Genomic DNA, 19,041 nt, shown 5'->3' on the forward strand with positions numbered 1-19,041 from the left:
ACGATTTTACCGCCATTCGCAATATTTGCTTTGCGCTGTCTGAAAAAGAGCGCGATAGCCTTATACACACCTTGCAAACAGCCCGTTGGGAACAACTATATCACAACACGAACAAGCGAGCACCTTACTTAGAATATTTGGATAAAGCTTGTTTCTCCTACATATTTTTGTGTGTATCCCGCAGTAGTGAATGCCTCAAGAAAGCTGTAAAAGGGTCTTATAGCTCTGATAAGGATATAGTAGCTAATTTTTTGCAGTTCTTTTTTACTCCTTTATTGGATTTGCTTACAACCAAAGAAGGGCAATACCTTACTGCCTCACTACAATCCTTAAGAAAAAATCAGTTTTTGCAAGACACTACTTTTCAGAACCTTTGGACTTTGTACCAAAAAGGATTTATTGCCTTTGATGAAGACCTATTTATAGAAAAATTCTTCTTTTGGAACAATAAGCATATCACCGATGAACCTTTTGTAAATTTCTTATTAGAAAACAAGGAAATCAGTAAGAAGATTTTTGCCATAGTACCCCAACATATCACCCAAGAGATACCCTATCCCTCCGATGCTTGGAAGGAGTTGTACAGTATTTTGCAAGCTAAAGGATATTTCGCAGACCGTAGTATAGTCAGTAGTCATATAGAAGCACTCCTAAATCCTTACAAAAAGAATGTGCTTGACTTCTATTGCCGTATTATTGAAACATTTGACCCCACCCCGCAAGAGCTTTTATCTCATCAAAGCACCCTCTTTGCCCTGCTTAGTAGCGATAAAACTTCGGTGATTAACTTTGCAATGAAGCTTATCAAAGAGATGGCTAACGAAAAAGACTTTGACTTCCCTGCCTTCGCCGACAATTTTGCCTTGTGCTTTGCTACCCCAAAGATAGCCAAATCACAGCTTATAGGTTTGGATATTTTAGCAAAGCATTACAAAAAGCAACCTCCTGTAAATATAGAATATCGCGAACAATTGGCGGTACTCTTCACTGTCCCAGATGTGAAGCTCCAAGAGAAAGTCGCCAGCTTGCTAACCACCTATTTCAACCAAGAAGGTCTCCCCGAAGTCATCGCTCCTTACCGCGATTACCTAAAAGGCAAAGCCCAAGACCTTCTTGCAACCCTAAGTCCATCAGAAAATTCTGAGAACTCCCACACCTCTCAAACTGCCTGTGCGGCTCGCACCTCCCACAGCTTCCAAATAGCCCCTTCACCTCGCACTTGGGACGCTCTCCTTTTCCTCATTGGCGACTGCATTCGTGAGCGCTCGCCCCTTGTTTTAGATCTTTTCTTTGAGGGTTTGAACCAGTTACAAGCGCAAATCCCCAAAAATTTCTCTCAGCAGATAAGTCCCTACCAAAAGCAGTTGGGCGACCAGCCTTTTGAATTTACTACCTATCGAAAGTGTATGCGCTGGGTGATTGATGTTTGGGAGGGAAAAGCCTCACTCTCCGATGATATTTTCGGTGGGAAACTCTATAATCCTACACCGTTCCTCCGAGAGAAAACCAAGCGACTGCTCCTAAAGATCAAGCAAGGCAACTCACTGCCCTTTGTAAGCACCCCTACTCACGCTCCGTTTTATATAGACCCGCTTACTTTTTTAGATCGGATTACACAATATGAAAAAGCTGGGAAATCCCCGATGTTAGAAGAGGTTGTCGTGGGGCTCAATCGCTTGCTACCTATAGGAATTACCAAAGAGCAAAAGCAATTAGCCCTTTCACTCACAGGTGAGTATGCCCCTGCCTTGCAATATTATTTTGAGGTAAACAAGCAAATAACTGTAACCGATGCTACACGAGTACTCTGGGGGCAAGTTTTACGCCTGAAAGACATCGATGGAGTATTCCCTGAATTGGAAATCCCACAAAAAACCAATCTACAAGGCTTGGTACGTCCGTTTTATCTGAAATACGAAGTAAAACCTACCAAAATCAAAGGGATAGAGCGAAATAAAATCATTTTGGAAGATAATTGGGATAAAACCTACGCCACTTATGTGTATTACAACGAGTTTGGAGCTAATTATTACAACGTATCACCAATGAGCAAGGGGAAAGATGAGGATATCGACTATCAACTCAGTCTAAACCCCCGCTATATAGATGGTTGGCTGTGCAAATACCTGCTCACTTATGCCCAAGGTGTGGAAGGGGAATCCCTCACCGAAGCTACTCGTGTGATGAGTCTGCTTCTTGAACACAACTTGCCTATTTATCACGGTGGTTGGCTAATGGTCGCTACTTGTCTTTTAGCCGAAAGAAAACCTCTGCGCGACTTGGCTACCGAATATATCCTTTTAGCACTCCAAAGAGGAGAAACGCTCACCTATCTCGCCGAAGCCATCGGAACGCTCTTAGCTCATAAGTACGCCCCTATCGCCCGCTTTATAGAGTTTCTTGACCTCCCTACCCGTGACCCCAAAGTAAAAGGCTTCCAAAAAGCAGTAGTACAAGCCTATTTACCTTTGGCTGAAAAACAAGAAAAGAAACCTACTAACCATAAGAAATTGGCTAATTTTCTAATTAGCTAATATGCCAATTGCCTAATTGACAAATTATTTTTACCTTTGCCCTTTCAAAAAGAATCTGTTCCGATGGAAGACAATACACCTCAAAACACTACTCCACAAGGAGATAGCATCATTAAAGTCACAGGTATGTATCAAGATTGGTTCTTGGATTATGCTTCGTACGTAATCCTCGAACGCGCTGTACCAGCAATCGAAGATGGCTTTAAGCCCGTACAACGCCGTATTATGCACTCGCTTAAAGAATTAGACGATGGTCGCTACAACAAGGTGGCTAATGTCGTGGGGAATACAATGCAGTATCACCCTCACGGCGATGCGAGTATAGGCGATGCTATTGTACAAATCGGTCAGAAGGACTTGCTCATCGATACGCAAGGTAACTGGGGGAATATCCTCACAGGCGACGATGCAGCAGCACCTCGTTATATCGAAGCTCGCCTTTCTAAGTTTGCCCTCGATGTGGTGTTTAGCCCTAAGGTAACCGAATGGCAATCTAGCTATGACGGTCGTAAAAAGGAGCCTATCAGCTTGCCGGTGAAGTTCCCGCTCCTCTTGGCACAAGGTACCGAGGGGATAGCCGTGGGGCTTTCTACCAAAATATTACCTCACAACTTCATCGAGCTCATTGAGGCATCAGTAGCTTACCTCAAAGGCAAATCGTTTGAGTTATACCCCGATTTCCCTACTGCGGGTATTATGGACGTAAGTGGCTATAACGATGGGGCAAGAGGCGGACGTGTGCGGGTGCGTGCTAAGATTTCGCAACTCGACAAGAGTACGCTTTGCATCACCGAAATTCCGTTTACTACCACCACTACCTCGCTCATCGACTCTATACTAAAAGCCAACGAAAAAGGCAAGATAAAAATCAAAAAGGTAGACGATAACACAGCTGCCAATGTAGAGATATTAGTGCACTTGCCCAACGGCACGTCGCCCGATAAGACTATCGATGCACTCTACGCCTTCACTGCCTGCGAAACAGCTATTTCGCCCATTACCTGTGTGATTGAGGACAACAAACCGCATTTTCTCACCGTTTCAGAAGTGTTGCGTCGCAGTACCGACCGCACAGTAAGTCTGCTCAAACAAGAGCTCGAAATTGAACTTTCTGAACTCGAAATGCAATGGCACAGCGCCTCGCTCGAAAAGATTTTCATCAGAGAAGAGATGTATATCGACTTCAAGAACTACACCGATAGAGAGAGTTTGTACCAGTACTTGTACCAGCGTTTTGAACCTTTCAAAAAAGATTTGATCCGTGAGATTACCGATGACGATTTGGCGAAACTCACTCAAATACCAATGATTCGTATCACCCGCTTCGACTCTTATAAGGCTGATGAAAATATCCTCAAAATTGAAGCCGATATCGAGGAAGTGAAAAACCACCTCGCAAACCTTATCGATTATGCGATTTCCCATTTCGAACGACTCAAAAAGACTTATGGTAAGGGGCGTGAACGGAAAACCGAAATTCGCGTATTCGACACCATTGAGGCGACCAAAGTAGTGGTGCGCAATACCAAACTCTATGTGAACAGAGCAGAAGGTTTTGTGGGTACAGGCTTGCGCAAAGACGAGTATGTAGGTGATTGCAGTGATATCGACGATGTGATTGTATTTACCGAAAGCGGTGCGATGTACGTTACCAAAGTATCCGATAAACAATATATAGAGAAAAACATCATACACGTAGCGGTCTTTAAGAAAGACGACAAGCGCACTGTGTACAATATGATTTATAAGGACGGACAAACGGGCTTCTCCTATATCAAGCGTTTCAATGTTACGGGCATTACCCGCGATAAGAAGTACGAGCTCATTCCTCAACACAAAGAGTCGCGTGTGCTCTATTTTACAGCCAACCCTAATGGTGAAGCCGAAGTGGTAACCGTGAACTTACGTCAGTTAGGCACTTTGCGCAAACTGCGATGGGATATCGATTTTGCCGATACCCTCATCAAAGGGCGTGGCGTGAAAGGAAACCTCGTGAGCAAATACGCTATCAAGCGCATCGAGCTAAAAGAAAAAGGCGTATCAACCCTCAAACCGCGCAAGATATGGTTCGACGATATTGTAAAACGCCTCAACACCGAAGAACGCGGTACGCTACTGGGGGCTTTCAAAGGCGATGACCGTATGCTTCTCATTACCAAAGAGGGCGTCGTGAAGACCATTATCCCCGAATTGAGTCTGCATTTCGAGAACAATATTGCCGTAATGGAAAAATGGGTGCCCGAGAAACCTATTTCGGTGATTTACTACGATGGCGAGAAAGAACGCGTGTTTGTAAAACGCTTTGTGGTAGAAAATGAAAACCGCGAAGAGTTAGTCATTACCGAACATCCTAAATCGCAATTGCTCTTTGTCTCTGCCGATTGGCGACCTATGGCTGAGGTAGTCTTCACCAAAGAAAAAGGCAAGGAGAAAGAGAACCTCACGGTGAATTTAGAAGAGTTCATCAGTGTAAAAGGCATCAAAGCCTTGGGCAACCAGCTCACCACCGACAAGGTGAAAACTGTCAACACCCTTGAATCTCTCCCCTACGAAGAATCCCAAGAAGAGGAACCCGTAGAAGCCCTCGGCGATGAAGAAATCGTACCTCCTCCCTCTGAAAATGAGAGTGACGGCACCCAAACAGAATTAGAATTTTAATGCATCATACACTTTGCCAAAGTTTTTAATTGCTTGTTGTGCTACGACCTTTAGCAAAGTTGTTAATAATTTGATTAGACAACTTGGAGCAAGTGTAAGCACTTATTATGAACTAAAATAAAAGCGAGCAAAAAGCGGGCAATGCGGGCAAAAAGCGGGCAAAATGTCCGAATAATGTCCGAAATGTCCGAATAATGTCCGAATAATGTCCGACGTTTTAAAAAACAAACCTTATGAAAAACTATATCACACTCTTTATCATATTGTTGTTGGGAAGGAATACAGCCGTGGCACAAGAGAGCAAAGAGGCTGTGCTCCACCGGCTCAACCAAACCATTGAGCAGAGTGCTACTTATATACAAGCCAAAGAACAGCGTATTACTTCCTTGCAAAAAGCGCTTAAAAAAGCCTCTCAACCAACAGAAAAATACGACCTGCACAAACAATTGTATTCCGAATACCGAAAATTTAAGGTCGATTCGGCTATAGCCTATTTGCTGAAAAACGAGCAGATAGCAAATGATGTAAACAACACTGAAAAACTGGATGAAACCCATATTTTGCTCTCTAAACTCTACTCAGTAAAAGGAATGTATGTCGAGGCATTACAACTGCTAAAAGCTATCGATAAACACCGATTACCCAAGGAATCTCTGTGTGAGTATTACGATTCGTTTTATGCCCTGTGCAGTCATTACGGGCAAAGCATCAATAATAGCACTTATTTAAGTGCCTCCAATCAATACCGTGATTCTCTGCTATTGTGTACTGATAAACAGTCGCTTACCTTTAAGGTAAACAGTGCTATCGATGAGTTCTTTACAGGAGACAAAAACCGTGCTATGCAACAGTTTCAGCAACTATTGCCTCAAACTACCGAAGAGGAACCTGAACGTGCTATAATAGCTTATTATTTAGGTCTTGTAGAACGAGAAAAAGGAAATGACGACCTTCAAGAATACTATTTTGCCCTTTCTGCTATCGCCGACATCAAAAACGCAATCAAAGATAACGCTTCCTTACAGAGCTTAGCACTTACTTACTACAAACGAGGGAATATAAGCAAAGCCTATCAGTTTATCAAAATGGCAATAGATGATGCTGCCTTCTGCAATGTGCGACACCGCGCCGAAGAAGGTGCCTCTTTCTATTCCATCATCAACACCGCCTATCAAGAGAAAGAAGCTAAACAAAAGAAAGAATTACAATTGTATTTGGTACTCATCAGCGTATTATCAGTAGCCTTGATTATCGCTTTGGTATATGTGTACAAACAAGTAAAACGATTGATAAAGATACGTAAAGAACTCTCTTACAGTAATCAGCAACTCGAAAAGCTCAACACCGACCTACAACTGATGAACCAAAACCTCGAAGAGGCGAACCTCAACCTCGAGGAGGCAAATCTCATCAAAGAAGAGTATATTGCTCATTTCTTCAACCTCTGTTCAGCTTATATCGATAAGATTGAAAACTACCGAAAACTACTCTACAAAAAGGCGACTAAACATCAGTTTGACGACCTTACCAAGGTGCTAAAATCTACCTCTGTAGTAGAACAAGAATTAGAGGCTCTCTACAAGAATTTTGATACTATCTTCCTCAATATATATCCACATTTTGTAACTCACTTCAATGCTCTTTTAGAAGAAGGAGAGCAAATCTTCCCTAAAAAAGGTGAACTACTGAATACCGAATTGCGCATCTTTGCCCTCATTCGCTTAGGCATCACCGATAGCAGTAAGATAGCCGAATTCTTGCGCTATTCTCTTCGTACGGTGTACAACTATCGCACTAAAGTACGGAATAAAGCGAAAGGTGAACGCGATACTTTTGAAGAAAAAGTTAAACAAATACGCGACTGATCAAAAAAATGTATAAAAACCGTTTTTTCTATGTAAAAACATACTTTTTTGATTATCTCCTTTCTGAGATTTAGGGGCTATTTTGCGACTAATAACTGAAAATTCAGTACTTTTTTAAGGCTTTTTCAGAACTTATTTTGTTAATATTCAGTTAAATAACTTTTTTAAAAAGTACTTTTCTAATACCCGATGAAATATTGATGTTTTTTTGCTATACTTTTGGGGCGTTGGAAAGATAAAAACAACTTTCCGAAAATCAACAAAGAAAAAACTAACAAATGTAACGTTTTTATTTTATGAAAGTACTCAAAAAACATTTAATGCTAATGATGGTACTGTTAGTAGGCTATGTAGGTTTTGCCCAAGCACAAAATATTAGTCAGCTAATAGGTACTGTAACCGATGACAAAGGAATGCCTCTTCCTGGTGTTTCCGTAGTAATAAAAGGTACTACCAAGGGGGTAGCTACCGATTTTGATGGTAACTTTTCACTTAACAATGTGCCAAAAGGTGCTGTATTAGAGTTTTCATCAGTGGGGTATAAAACCCTTGATGTAAAAGCCTCTGGTGCTTCTTTAAAAATAAAGCTCTCCGAAGCTACTCAAGACCTCGATGAGGTGGTAGTAGTGGGCTATGGTACTCAAAAGAAAGGTGATGTAACTACGGCAATCACTTCAGTAAAAACTAAAGACCTCGACCAGCGTCCTGTAACTTCAGCAGCTCAAGCTATTCAAGGGCGTGCAGCAGGTATTCAAGTAGTGCAACCTAATGGTGCTCCAGGTGCAGGCTTGGCAGTACGCATCCGTGGGAATACCTCTATCAGCGCGTCCAACGACCCTCTATATGTAGTAGATGGTATCCCTGTGCAAGACATCAACGGGATTGCCCCTACCGATATTGAGAGTATGCAAGTGCTCAAAGATGCTTCTTCAGCAGCTATCTACGGTTCACGCGCTGCCAACGGGGTAGTGCTTATCACTACCAAACAAGGTAAACGCAATGAGCCTAAAATATCTGTTAATACCTATGTGGGTATCTCGCAAGTAGCTAAACGCATAGAATCCTTAAATACGGCTCAATACAAGGAACTAATGGACGAAACAGGTGCTGTTACACTACCTTCAGGGCTTACTGATAAAACTGATTGGTTTGATGAAACCTTCCGCAAAAGCCTGATACGCAACACGCAACTTTCTATCTCAAATGCAACCGAAAATACAAAGTATTATCTCTCAGCAGGAACTTCTAAAGATGAAGGGGTTATCCGCTCTTCTTATTTTGAACGTTATAATTTGCGTCTCAACTTAGAAACTAAAATGCGTAAATGGCTCACTTTTGAAACCAATCTATCTTATGCTGATTACTCGTCTAATGGTATTATTACTGGTACAGGCTCTAACCGTGCTGGGGTAGTGCTTTCGGTAATCAATACGCCTAAATACGCCCCCATCTGGAGTGATAAACCTGGGGAAGAAGGTTGGTATTACTACAATTTCTATGGAGCTAACCTCACTCACCCTGTAGAGAACATCTCTCGTAATGCCGACAATACCTCTAAGAGCAATCGCTTGGTAGGAAGTGTATCGGCTATCGTAACTTTCTTGCCGAGCTTGAAGTTCAAATCTACAGTAGGTATCGACCGTTTAGGACGCACTCAAACCCACTGGACAGACCCTAAACTCACCGAATATGGACGTAAGCTCTTCGGTACTGCCGACGATATTCGTACTAACAACACCGTGATGACTTACGACAACTTGCTTACCTTCGACAAAAATTTCGGCAAACACAACCTTTCTGCTTTGGCGGGTACTTCAGGAACGGTATCTAAATGGAACGAAAGCTATTTATATGCCTCTCACTTCCTTACACCCTACATCAAAACCCTCAATGCTGCCAATAAAATAGAACAAGGTAGTGGTTCGAATGCTGCCGAATGGGCGATTATGTCCTACTTAGGTCGTATTTCTTATAACTACGATAGCAAATACCTTCTCACAGCTAATTTCCGCGCCGATGGTTCTTCCAAGTTAGCACCTGGCAAACGCTGGGGTTACTTCCCTTCAGTATCTGTAGGGTGGAGACTTTCACAAGAAAACTTTTTGAAGAATGTAGATTGGCTTAGCGAACTCAAATTGCGCGGTGGCTGGGGACAAACAGGTAACCAAGCAGGTATTTCCGATTACGGCTACTTGCAACGCTTTTCTATTACCCGTCAAAACTGGTGGGAGGCAGGCAAAGGTAATGCAATGGTAACTTTGCGTCCTAATTCATTCTCTAACCCTAACCTCACTTGGGAAACCACCACTCAAAGCAATATAGGGCTTGACCTTTCGCTCTTCAAAAACCGTATCTCCTTAGCGGTAGACGCTTACCTTAAAAAAACTACCGATTTGCTAATGGATGTACCTCTTCCTTCTACTTCACCCATACCTTCTATTTATCGCAACGAAGGTGAAATGACTAATAAAGGAATTGAATTTGCACTCGATACACGCAATCTCATAGGCGATTTTACGTGGAATACCAACTTCAATATCTCGTTCAACCGCAATGAACTTACCAAACTCACCCTTCAAAAAGTGTATTACTACGCCACTACCTCCGATGCTACTACTGAACAAGTGGTACGCATCACCGAAGGACAACCTTTAGGCAAGTTCTGGGGATTGATAAGTGAAGGCGTAGACCCTCAAACAGGCGATATCAAGTACAAAGACCTCAATGGTGATGGTAAAATCTCAGTGTCCGATAAAACTTATATAGGCGATCCTAACCCCGATTTTACTTTTGGGCTTACCAATGACTTCTCCTATAAAAACTTCACTTTAAGTGTCTTCTTCCAAGGGTCTTATGGCAATGATATCTACAACGCCTCTCGTATAGAAACTGAAGGTATGTATAAAGACCAAAACCAATCAACCGCCGTGCTCAACCGCTGGAGAAAACCTGGTGATATTACCGATATACCTCGTGCAAAACAAGGTACCGATAATATCAAAGCATCGTCTCGTTGGGTAGAAGATGGTTCGTACTTGCGCCTTAAAACACTTACTTTGGCCTACAACCTCTCCAATGAGGAATTGTTGAGATATGGTATCCGCAAGATACAACCTTACTTCACCGCTCAAAACCTTTGGACTCTTACCAACTACAAAGGATTCGATCCCGAAGTAAACCAAGGGCTTTCAGGCCCTACGATGGGTATCGATTGGGGTACCTATCCTCAAACCAAAACCTTTATCTTTGGCTTAAACATTGATTTTTAATACCTATACAAAAATGAAAAGATACATATACCTTGCATTTTCGTTAGCAACGCTAACGGCTTGCAGTTTAGATAAAGACCCTATTTCGGAGTTCAACGAAAAAAATACAACTACCGAGGGCAAAAGTTCCTCTGCTATAGAGAACAAAGCACAAATGAAAACACGCTATGAAGCTCTCTATGCCTTTGTGCGTGGATCAGCACAAGAGTTCTGGACATTGGATTTTCTCCAAAATACCGAAACTCGTGCCGATAATGCTTATGCTGGTACTTCTGGCGTTGCAATTACATCTATCGAACAAAACAGCCAAGATGCATCTAACGGAAATATCAAACGTGATTGGCAAAAATACTTAGAGGGTATCAACTTAGCCAATGTAGTAATTGCCAATGTAGACAAAGTGCCTGATGCTTCCCTTACAACCACCGAACGCAAACAGTGGAAAGCCGAAGCTAAAATACTTAAGGCGTGGCTCTTGTTTGATATGGTGCGCTTTTGGGGAGCAGTACCTATTCCTCCTATCGAAGTCCCTGAAATATCATCTGAAAACGTAGAAGAAACCTATAAATTGCTCTTTCCTGAACGCACATCTGTTGCCGAGGTGTACAACATCATTCGTACCAACCTTGAGGAGGCTCTCGTCGATGCTCCTGCAGTGAAGGCTAACGATAAGTTCTTCTTCAGTCGTGCGGTTGCTAATGCACTTTTAGCTCACGTATATGCCGAAAAACCTATACGCGATTACAACAAAACCATTCAGTATTGCGCAGCCGTAGAAGCCGATGGCTTTTCCCTCTTGCCTAATTACGCCGATTTATTTCAAATCAACGATGCTAAAACCGATGTAAAAGTGCGTAATTCTGCTGAGTCTATCTTCGAGATTACCTACTCTCAAGGCGGACAAACGTGGTTACCAGGGCTCTTCGGCTTAAACTACACCAACCCCAATAGCACTTACAACTGGGCAAAATGGGTAACCCCTTCACGCGACCTCATCGCTGCTTTTGATGCTGAGGGCGATACTGTGCGCAAAAACCAAGCTATCGTTTACGGGCAACCCTCTTGGAATATTTATTACCCCTCTAACCACTATCCTTTTATGTATAAAATACGTTCAGGAGGCAGTAGTATCATTAAGTTGCGTTTAGCCGATATCCTCTTGCTCAAAGCTGAAGCTTATGCCGCTTTAGGTCAAACCGCTCAGGCGGCTGCCTTAGTAAATCAAGTACGCGCAAGGGTAGGACTTGCTGCTATTTCCTCTTCTCTTTCACAAGAACAGATGAAAGCAGCCGTACTCAAAGAACGTCGCCTTGAATTGGCATTTGAAGGCTTCCGCTGGTTCGATTTGGTGCGCAATGATAAAGCTATTGAAACAATGAATACACTTAATGCACGTGATGAAGGTCGTTTACCACGAGTATACCCGCTAACAGAGAATAGTTCCATTTACCCTGTCCCACAAACTGAATTAGTAAACAATAAAAAACTCACTCAAAACCCTGGTTACTAATGAAATTATTCCCGTCTTTTTTACTTGTAATACTCTGGAGCATCGCTTCTTGCAGCTGCCAGAAAAAATCCAACACAGGGGAGGAATCTACTCCTCCCCCTGTTGTTGAGCCATCGGTAGGTAAAGTGAACGTATTGCTGACTACAGCCAATCGCCAAAAAGAACTTTACAAAGAGCAAACCGACCTAAAGCTCATCAAAAACCCTAACGCATCTTATAGTATCACCCTAAAACCCGCTGAAAAATTCCAAACTATCTATGGTTTCGGGGCTGCCATTACAGGTTCTACCTGCTATAACTTGATGCAGATGTCCCCCGCCGATAGAAAGGCGTTCCTCACCGAAACCTTCTCCGAAACCGAAGGCTTTGGACAGAATTTTGTGCGTATATCTATCGGCTGTTCCGACTTTTCTCTAAGTGAATACACCCTCTGCGATACCAAGGGAATAGAGCATTTTGCCCTCACCAAAGAGGAAACACAATACGTGATTCCTATACTCAAAGAGATTCTCGCTATCAACCCCAAAGTGCAAATCATAGGCTCTCCTTGGACACCTCCACGCTGGATGAAGGTCAATAACCTTACCGATTTGCAACCTCATAACCAATGGACAAGCGGTCAGCTAAACCCCGCTCACTATCAGGATTATGCGCTTTATTTTGTCAAATGGTTGCAAGCGATGAAAGACAATGGCCTGAACGTCAATGCCATCACTATACAAAACGAACCTCTCAACAGAGGCAACTCGGCTTCTATGTATATGGGATGGGACGAGCAGCTTGCCTTTATCAAAAACGCCTTAGGGAAAACTCTGCGCAACAAAGGCTTTGCTGAGGTTAAAATCTACCTCTTCGATCATAACTACAACTACGATAATAAGCCTTCACAACAGCAATACCCCTTGCATATCTATAAAGATGCCGATGCCTCTCAGTACGTTGCGGGGGCTGCTTACCATAACTATGGGGGAAATCCCAACGAATTGAGCAACATTCATAACCAATATCCCAATAAAGAACTCATCTTTACAGAAAGCTCTATAGGTACTTGGAACGATGGTCGCAACCTCGAACGCCGTCTCACCGAAGATATGCAAGAGCTCGGTATCAAAACCCTCAATAATCATTGCAAGGCGGTGATGGTGTGGAATTTGATGCTCGACGAGCAGGGAGCTCCCAATCGTGAAGGCGGTTGCAAAACTTGTTTTGGTGCGGTCGATATCCAAACATCCGATTATAAGACGATGCAACGCAATTCGCACTACTATGTCATAAGTCATCTTTCGGCAGTCATCAAGCAGGGAGCGACCCGTATAGGCGTTGAGAAAACCACTGATGACAACGTGCAATGTACCGCATTCGAGAACCCCGACGGCTCTTTGGCTTGTGTGTTGTTGAATAAAAAGAAAGAAGCAACCTATCTAACCCTAAGCACCGGCAAGCACTATTTCTCTTATGAAGTACCAGCCAACAGCGTGGTATCCTTTTTGATACCAAAACTATAAAATAGCAATCAACAAATTAATTATCCTATACTTTGTCAAAGTCCTTAGACATTGACAAAGTCTATAAATTGACAAATTAAAATTACGTAAATGAAAAGAATATTATTGTCACTATTTGCAATTGCTTCTGTAGCATTTGCCAAAGCGCAAACCGCAACCCCTACTACCGTAATCAAAACGGTAATCCCCTTTGAACAAACCGATGAAACTCCTTGGATTACTCGCTATCAAAAGGATATTACCAACTACCAAAAGGAGAACAAACGCCTCAAAGACCTCTCCTGCGACGCGCTATTCCTCGGTAGTTCGTCTATCAACCTATGGGATACTATCTATGAAGATTTTGCACCGCTGAAACTCATCCGCCGTTCTTATGGAGGAGCAACCTTGCGCGATATGATTTATAACTACAACACCATCGCACAAGGATACAAACCTAAAAGCATTGTTCTTTATGTAGAAAACGACCTCGGAAGCCACAAAGAAGGCGTGAATGCCGTAAAGTGCTTCGACCTTTTCCGTATTTTTATCGCACGATTGAAAAAAGATTACCCAACAACTCCCTTGTTTGTAGTGTCGCTAAAACCCTCACAGCACAAAGCCGATCAGCTGAAAGACCAGCTATTGGTAAACGCTCTTTTAGAGGAAAATGCCACCGCACAAGGTTATACTTACATTGATATCACCAAAGTAATGTACGATGAAGCGGGCAACCTCCGCACCGATATCTTTAAAGAAGACAACCTCCATATGAACGCCGAAGGCTACAAACTATGGACAGCCATTATCAAACCCTATCTTACAGCAGTTAAGAAATAACAATTAACAATTGATAATTAACAATTAACAAGCGTCCCTATACTTTGTCAAAGTCTAGGGACTTTGACAAAGTCAAATTGACAAATCGACAAATCAATACAATATGAAAAATATAAAAACTTTACTGCTTTGCTGTGCCGTAGGTACGCTTTCAGCCCAGCAAACGCCCGTTTATTTAGACGCTTCGCAACCCATTGAGAAGCGTATCGACGATGCCCTCTCGCGAATGACTTTAGAGGAAAAAGTAGCTATGTGCCACGCTCAATCTAAGTTCAGTTCACCTGGTGTGCCCCGCTTGGGTATTCCAGAAAACTGGATGACCGATGGTCCTCACGGCATACGCCCCGAAGTACTCTGGGACGAGTGGAATCAAGCGGGATGGACAAACGATAAATGTACCGCTTTCCCCGCCCTTACTTGCCTTGCTGCCACGTGGAATCCCGCTCTCAGCAAAGCCTACGGAAAAGCCATAGGTGAAGAAGCCCGCTATCGCAATAAAAACGTACTCTTAGGTCCTGGGGTGAACATCTATCGCACCCCTCTCAACGGGCGCAATTTCGAGTATATGGGTGAAGACCCTTATTTGGCATCCAAAATGGTCGTGCCTTATGTACAAGGCGTGCAAGCCAATGGCGTGGCTGCTTGTGTGAAACACTATGCGCTCAACAATCAAGAAATCAACCGCCATACCGTGAATGTAAAGGTAGACGACCGCGCCTTGTATGAGATTTACCTCCCCGCCTTCAAAGCCGCTGTGCAAGAGGGAAAAGCGTGGAGCATAATGGGGGCTTATAACAAATACAAAGACCAATGGGCTTGCCAAAACCAATACCTATTGCAAGACATCTTGCGCAAAGAATGGGGCTTTGACGGTGCCGTAGTATCCGATTGGGGTGGAGTGAACAACACCGATGGCGCTGCTCTCCACGGATTGGATATGGAATTTGGTACTTGGACTGACGGAATGGTCGAAAATCGCTCAAATGCTTACGACCATTACTTCCTTGCGCAACCTTTTCTCGAAAAACTGAAATCAGGAGAAATAAAAGAAGAAGTAGTAAATGAAAAGGTACGCAATATCCTCCGACTTGTATTCCGCACCAATATGGCAACCAATCGACCCTTTGGGTCATTTGCTTCACCAGAACACTTTGTCGTAGCCCGCAAGATAGGACAAGAAGGTATCGTACTACTCAAAAACGATAAAAATGTATTGCCTATCGACGTTAAAAAGGCAAAAACCATAGCGGTTATAGGTGAGAATGCTATCAAAATGATGACTGTAGGTGGAGGAAGTTCCTCACTGAAAGCCGTTCACGAGATACTCCCCTTAGACGGAATCAAAAACCGCATAGGCAATACAGCCAAAGTGCTCTATGCTCGTGGCTATGCTAGCGACGATTACAAAGACCAAGACGGGCTTGCTGCCAACGATATCACCGATAAACGTCCGGCACAAGAACTCCTTGCCGAAGCTGTTAAAACTGCTAAACAAGCTGATGTAGTTATCTTTATAGGCGGACTCAACAAACACGACGGTCAGGATTGTGAGGGTAACGACCGCAAACAATATGGCTTACCTTACGGACAAGACGCTGTGATTGAAGCTTTGGCAAAAGCCAATAAAAACTTAACAGTAGTACTCATTTCGGGAAATGCAATGGCAATGCCTTGGGTGAAAAGCGTACCCACCATTGTACAAGATTGGTATTTAGGCTCAGAAGCAGGTAACTCCCTCGCCGATGTACTCTTCGGTGATGTGAACCCCTCAGGAAAATTGCCTTTCACTTTCCCAGTGCGTTTGGAGGACAATGGAGCTGTAGCCTTAGGTGAATACCCAGGGGACAAAGATGTTACCTACAATGAAGGCATTTTGGTAGGTTACCGCTACGCCGATACCAAAGGTGTAAAACCGCTATTCCCTTTCGGTCACGGACTTTCTTACACTACTTTCAAATACGGAAAACTCACCGCCGACAAGAAAACCACCAACGGCGATATCAGCTTCTCAGTAACGGTACAGAACACCGGCAAACGCGATGGCGCTGAAGTAGTACAACTCTATTTGCACGACGAAGAAGCCTCAGTATTACGCCCGTACAAAGAGCTCAAAGGTTTTGAGAAAGTATTCTTGAAAGCAGGAGAGTCCAAAACTGTAACCTTCCACATTACCAAGCAAGACCTCTCTTTCTTCAATCCTGAGCAACACGCTTGGGTAGCCGAAAAAGGTACCTTCAAAGCCTTAGTAGGCACCTCTTCTGGCGACATTAAAAGCACGGTTGATTTCACCTTAGAATAAATATTTTTTACTTTTCATATAGCAAAAACTCCAGTACAGTCTTTCACTATACTGGAGTTTTATATACTTTGCCCGTCCGGCTCGCACCGTCATTCGTAATTTGTATCTCGTCATTAGATTACAGTTCTTTTCTGAGGCGTGCTACAGGTATATCCATTTGTTCGCGGTATTTGGCGATAGTGCGGCGTGCAATGGGGTAACCTTTCTCTTTGAGGAGCTGAGCCAATTCATCATCGGGGAGGGGTTTACTCTTGTCTTCCTTAGCAATGATATGTTGTAATATCTGCTTGATTTCACGAGTAGAAACATCTTCTCCTTGGTCGTTCTTCATAGATTCCGAAAAGAAATCTTTAATGAGTTTTGTGCCATAAGGGGTAGTTACGTATTTACTGCTCGCTACTCGCGACACAGTAGAGATGTCCATACCTACCTTATCGGCGATATCTTTGAGAATAAGCGGTTTAATTTTTAGTTCATCACCTGTGAGGAAGTATTCGCGTTGGTGTTCCATAATAGCATCCATCGTGATGAGGAGCGTTTGTTGTCGCTGACGAATAGCATCTATAAACCACTTAGCCGAATCCAACTTCTGTTTGATAAAGAACACTGCTTCTTTTTGTGAATTGCTCTTTTCCTTACTCTTCTTATAAGTGTCGAGCATAGTGCTATACTCCTTAGAAACGTGTAGTTCAGGAGCATTGCGTCCGTTGAGGGAGAGTTCTAATTCATTATCTACCACTTTTACGGTAAAATCGGGGATAATTTGCTCTATATGCACATTATTGCCTACGTAAGAACTCCCAGGTTTAGGATTCAGGCGTTCTACCTCTTGTACCGCTTCTTTTAGCTGTTCTTCAGTTACCAAAAAGCGCTGTTGCAGTTTGGTATAATGCTTTTTAGTGAATGCCTCAAAGGCTTCGGTAAGCATTTTGATTGCCAATTCTATAGCAGGGGTTTGTTTTTTGCGGCGCAGTTGTATGAGCAAGCACTCTTGCAGGTCGGTAGCACCTACTCCTGCAGGGTCTAATTGGAAGATAATTTGTTGGCGTATTTGCTCTACGTGTTCCTCTTCAGTATAGATATTTTGGGTGAAAGCTAAGTCGTCGGTAAGGTCTTGAATAGAGCGGCGTATATAACCTGTATCATCTATGCTACCCACGAGGAACTCAGCGATAAGGTAATCTTCATCCGAGAGGGTAAAGGTGTTTAATTGGTTGATAAGGGATTGGTGGAACGATACCTCCGCACTGAAAGGAATATCGCGATCCTCATCGTCGTCGCTGTAGTTATTAGCGTGCAAACGATAGTCGGGTATTTCGTCATCACTGAGGTATTCATCGATGTTGATATCGTCCATATCAATTACATCGTTGTCGTTATATTCATCGGCAGAGTTGTCGAACTCATCGTGAAACTCATCGAGGGCATCTTCTTCGCGCCCCGATTCTAAGGCGGGGTTTTCTTCCAACTCTTGTTTTACGCGTTGTTCAAAGGCAAGAGTGGGGAGTTGCACGAGTTTCATCAGCTGTATTTGCTGAGGTGAGAGTTTCTGTGAGAGTTTAAGTTGTAAATTCTGTTTGAGCATTTCTTATGAGATAGGGCGCAAAGATACGAAAAAAATTAGTTACTATTTAAGGTAAGTATAATTTTTGTAGTTTCAAGTACTATTTTAATATCAAGGAATAATGAATATCGCTTGATGTAGTACAAATCATATTCTAATTTTTTAATACTATCTTCAGGAGTGGCTTTTGGAATATGAATTTGAGCCCAACCTGTAACTCCTGGTTTTACCATATGGCGTAGTTTGAAAAAAGGTATTTGTTCTGCGTATTTTTCTACATATTCAGGAATTTCAGGGCGAGGGCCTATAATACTCATATCACCTCTCAATACGTTGTATAATTGAGGTAGTTCATCTATTTTGGTAAAGCGCAATATTTTTCCAATAGGGGTAATACGTGAGTCATTTGCCTGAGTAAAACCTCCATTGTTTAATACCATAGTTCTGATTTTGTATATTTTAAAAGTTTTTCCTTCTCTTCCTACACGTGTCTGTGCAAAGAAAGCACCTCCTTTTGAACTTAAAAGAGTAAGAATAACTCCTATAATAGTTAAAGGTAATGCTATAGGAAGAGCTAAGAAAACAAGTGATAAATCAAAAAAACGTTTGATCAATCGGTGTCTAATTCTTTGTTTTATAGAAAAAATATCATCGCCAATATATTTTTTAGCTTCTAATTTTACGATAGGAATACGCTTGTTGATATTTTCGTAAAATTCTTCTGCTTCATAAACAATAATACCTTTAGTCCTCAAATCAATAATTTCTCTAATGATATCATCAGGATATTCTTTGATTTTTGAAGTTTCAATAACAATAATTGCTATTTTTAGCTTATTGACAATACTCGAAATGGTTCTTTTTTTCTTGGAAATATCATATTTGATAATTCTATAAAATTTAGAGATATTTGATTCCTCTAACAATTTTTCAAGAATACCGCCCACATTAATAAATAAACAAGTTGGTCTATGATAAAATATTTTCATAATTATATCTTTTTAAAACAATAAATTAT

Annotated in this window: 10 protein-coding genes; 8 read left to right on the forward strand and 2 right to left on the reverse strand. The window is 42.3% G+C overall.

Annotated features, from left to right (window positions below; genetic code table 11):
* The 8 genes from HMPREF9073_RS02750 to HMPREF9073_RS02785 form a co-directional block, all read left to right on the forward strand.
* The coding region (locus HMPREF9073_RS02750; protein WP_009412455.1) for a DUF6493 family protein at positions 1–2,534 on the forward strand (2,534 nt) is incomplete at its 5' end.
* 63 nt (positions 2,535–2,597) lie between these two features.
* Positions 2,598–5,192, forward strand: a complete 2,595-nt coding sequence (locus HMPREF9073_RS02755; RefSeq protein ID WP_009412456.1) for a DNA gyrase/topoisomerase IV subunit A — start codon at positions 2,598–2,600, stop codon at positions 5,190–5,192.
* Positions 5,193–5,425: 233 nt separating this feature from the next.
* Positions 5,426–7,057 carry a DUF6377 domain-containing protein gene (locus HMPREF9073_RS02760; RefSeq protein ID WP_009412457.1) on the forward strand — a complete coding sequence of 544 codons (1,632 nt, stop codon included), beginning with the start codon at positions 5,426–5,428 and terminating at the stop codon, positions 7,055–7,057.
* A gap of 296 nt (positions 7,058–7,353) precedes the next feature.
* Positions 7,354–10,326, forward strand: coding sequence for a TonB-dependent receptor (locus HMPREF9073_RS02765; protein ID WP_009412459.1), 2,973 nt, complete (start codon positions 7,354–7,356; stop codon positions 10,324–10,326).
* 13 nt (positions 10,327–10,339) lie between these two features.
* Entirely contained in the window at positions 10,340–11,836 is a 1,497-nt protein-coding gene (locus HMPREF9073_RS02770; protein ID WP_034555263.1) for a RagB/SusD family nutrient uptake outer membrane protein, read from the forward strand.
* Complete coding sequence (locus tag HMPREF9073_RS02775; protein WP_009412461.1) at positions 11,836–13,341, forward strand: glycoside hydrolase family 30 beta sandwich domain-containing protein; 1,506 nt, start codon at positions 11,836–11,838, stop codon at positions 13,339–13,341. Before HMPREF9073_RS02770 ends, HMPREF9073_RS02775 begins: the two co-directional genes overlap by 1 nt.
* A gap of 90 nt (positions 13,342–13,431) precedes the next feature.
* Positions 13,432–14,160, forward strand: coding sequence for a GDSL-type esterase/lipase family protein (locus tag HMPREF9073_RS02780; protein ID WP_009412462.1), 729 nt, complete (start codon positions 13,432–13,434; stop codon positions 14,158–14,160).
* A gap of 103 nt (positions 14,161–14,263) precedes the next feature.
* Complete coding sequence (locus HMPREF9073_RS02785; protein WP_009412463.1) at positions 14,264–16,459, forward strand: glycoside hydrolase family 3 C-terminal domain-containing protein; 2,196 nt, start codon at positions 14,264–14,266, stop codon at positions 16,457–16,459.
* Positions 16,460–16,577: 118 nt separating this feature from the next.
* On the opposite strand, the gene rpoN is transcribed toward HMPREF9073_RS02785, so the two are convergent.
* Positions 16,578–18,044 carry an RNA polymerase factor sigma-54 gene (gene rpoN / locus HMPREF9073_RS02790; protein ID WP_009412464.1) on the reverse strand — a complete coding sequence of 489 codons (1,467 nt, stop codon included), beginning with the start codon at positions 18,042–18,044 and terminating at the stop codon, positions 16,578–16,580.
* Between the two features lie 35 nt (positions 18,045–18,079).
* The gene (locus tag HMPREF9073_RS02795; RefSeq protein ID WP_009412465.1) at positions 18,080–19,012 is read right to left on the reverse strand and encodes a sugar transferase; all 933 of its coding nucleotides are present in this window, start codon (positions 19,010–19,012) and stop codon (positions 18,080–18,082) included.
* Between the last annotated feature and the right edge of the window lie 29 nt (positions 19,013–19,041).

Origin of the sequence: Capnocytophaga sp. oral taxon 326 str. F0382, assembly GCF_000318295.1 — a bacterium.
Lineage (GTDB): Bacteria > Bacteroidota > Bacteroidia > Flavobacteriales > Flavobacteriaceae > Capnocytophaga > Capnocytophaga periodontitidis.